At 72.6% G+C, this 2,726-nt stretch carries 2 protein-coding genes; both read left to right on the top strand.

What is annotated here, in order from left to right:
- Nucleotides 1–162: 162 nt before the first annotated feature.
- A complete protein-coding gene (locus tag AC08ON_RS14995; RefSeq protein WP_476607962.1) occupies nt 163–1,641 on the top strand; it encodes an ABC transporter permease in 1,479 nt (492 codons plus the stop codon).
- On the top strand, nt 1,638–2,726 hold a 1,089-nt coding region (locus AC08ON_RS14990; RefSeq protein WP_476617184.1), incomplete at its 3' end, for an ABC transporter ATP-binding protein. The genes AC08ON_RS14995 and AC08ON_RS14990, both read left to right, overlap by 4 nt.

Raw genomic sequence — 2,726 nt, 5'->3', positions numbered from 1 at the left:
GTCGACCCTCGATCCGCCCGACATCGACATCTCGACCCTGAACGGACCAAAGGTCGTCGAACTGATGCAGCGGGCGGGCCTGCTCTGAACGGCCAGCCCACGACGGCGGGACGGTGGGTACGCACCGGCCCGGCGTACCCGCGCCCGCTGCTGCTGGCCTGTGTGCTCGTCGCGCTGCTCGCGGCCGTCCCGCTGTTCTTCGTCGTCGGATACACGGCCAGCGTGGGCTGGTCGGAGGCCTGGCGGCTGCTGATCCGGCCCAGGGTCGGCGAGCTACTGGTCAACACCACCAAGCTCGTGACCGGCGGGATGGCGGCCAGTGCCGTCCTGGGCACGGCCGCCGCCTGGCTGGTGGAACGGACGGCCCTGCCAGGACGACGGGTCTGGCACGTGCTGCTCGCCGCTCCGCTGGCACTGCCCGCGTTTGTCGTCAGCTACGGTTGGGTTTCGCTGACCTCGGGCGTCGAGGGATACCCGGGCGCCCTGCTGATCGTGACACTCGCCTACTACCCGCTGGTCTACCTCCCCGTCGGCGCGACCCTGCGGGGGCTGGACCCGGCGCTGGAGGAATCCGCCAGGTCACTCGGGCTCGGCCCGTGGCGGACGTTCACCAGGGTCGTGCTCCCGCAGTTGCGCCCGGCCGTCCTCGGCGGGTCGCTGCTGGTTGGCCTGCACCTGCTCGCCGAGTTCGGCGCCCTGCAGATGCTGCGGTTTCCCACCTTCACCACGGCCATCTACGACCAGTACCGCTCGTCGTTCAACGGCCCGGCGGCGAACATGCTCGCCGGCGTCCTGGTGCTGTACTGCGCGGTCCTGGTCGGCACCGAGCTGAGCCTGCGCGGTCGGCACCGCTACGCCCGGCTCGGGCCCGGAGCCAGCCGCACCGCGCAACCCGCCCGGCTCGGCCGGCTCACCGCCCCCGCCGTCGGCGGGCTCGGCGCGGTCGTGGGCCTGGCGCTCGGCGTGCCGCTGGTGAGCCTCGTCCGCTGGCTGCTGGTGGGTGCCTCCGCCGCCTTCCCCGCCGTCGAACTGGCCATCGCCGCCGCGACCGCGGCCGGACTCGGCCTCGCCGGCGCGCTGTGCACCGTCCTGTTGGCGCTTCCGGTGGCGTGGCTCGCGGTACGCCACCCGGGCCGGATCGGGACGCTGCTTGAACGCAGCACCTACACGGCCAACGCGCTGCCGGGCATCGTGGTGGCGCTCGCTCTCGTCACGGTATCGCTGCACATCCTGCCGGCCGTGTACCAGACCACCACCCTCCTGATCGCCGCCTATACGATCATGTTCCTGCCGCGGGCCACGGTGGCGGTGCGAGGCGCGATCGCGCAGGCGCCACCCGTCCTGGACGACGTCGCACACGCCCTGGGCCTGCGCCCGACGCGGGCCTGGCTGCGGGTCACCCTGCCGCTGATCGCCCCCGGCGTCGGCGCCGGCGCCATCCTGGTGTTCCTCGCTGTGGTCACCGAACTCACCGCGACCCTGCTGCTGTCACCCACCGGCACCGACACCCTGGCGACCGAGTTCTGGAGCAACGTCCGCGACGTCGATTACGGCGCGGCCGCCCCCTACGCGGGGTTGATGGTGCTGCTGTCGGCCCCGGCGACCTTCCTGCTCACCCGTTCCGCCAGGAGAAGCACGTGACAGCGCTTAGCGTCAGCCAGGTCACCAAACGGTTCGGCGCCACGACAGCCCTCGCCGGGATCGATCTGCGAGTGCCCGACGGCAGTGTGACGGCCGTGCTCGGGCCGTCGGGCTGCGGCAAGACCACCCTGCTACGGCTGGTGGCGGGATTCAGCGACCCGGACGGCGGGACGATCGACTTCGGCGCCGAACGGGTGTTCAGCCCCGGTCGCAGCGTTCCCGCCCAGCGGCGGCGGGTCGGGTACGTCCCGCAGGAAGGTGCCCTGTTCCCGCACGTGGACGTCGCGGCCAACATCGGGTTCGGCCTGCCCCGCGCCGAACGCCGATCCGCCGGGCGGGCCGCCGAGCTGCTCGACCTCGTCGGGCTGGACGCGAGCCTGGCCCGCCGGTTCCCTCATCAGCTCTCCGGCGGCCAGCAGCAGCGCGTGGCGCTGGCGCGGGCCCTGGCCCCGCGGCCGTCCCTGGTGCTGCTCGACGAGCCGTTCTCCTCCCTGGACGCGGGGCTCCGCCTGAACACCGCCCGCGCCGTCGTCGAAGCGCTGCGTGCCAACCGGACCACTGCGCTGCTCGTCACGCACGACCAGAACGAGGCGCTGTCACTGGCCGACCAGGTCGCCGTCATGGCCGCCGGTCGCATCGCCCAGACCGGCACGCCCCAGGGCATCTACGCCTCGCCCGGCAACCCGACCGTCGCGGCCTTCGTCGGCGCCGCTGTGTTCATGCCCGCCGTCGTCACCGGGCTCACCGCCTCCTGCGACCTTGGCGAACTCGCCGTCCGGCCCGGGTCTCCCCAGGGCGAGGCGCGCCTGCTCGTCCGGCCGGAACAGATCAGGCTCCTCGCCGCAGCGGACGGCGACAAGAACCAGAACGAGGACCGAAACGAGAACCAGAACGAGAACCAGAACCAGAACCAGAACGAGAGCCAGGACCGAAACGAGAACGAAGGGCGGGACAAGGAGCGGAACGGGGTGGTCGGCCGGGTCACCGAGGTGCGGTACTTCGGCCACGACGCCACCGTCCAGCTCCGGCTCGACCGGTCCGGCCGCACCGTGACGGCGCGGGTGCCGGGGCGCCAGCTTCCCGAA

The sequence above is a fragment of the Frankia sp. CoWAU3 genome, assembly GCF_977971855.1.
This window is presented reverse-complemented; position numbering and strand designations above follow the sequence as displayed.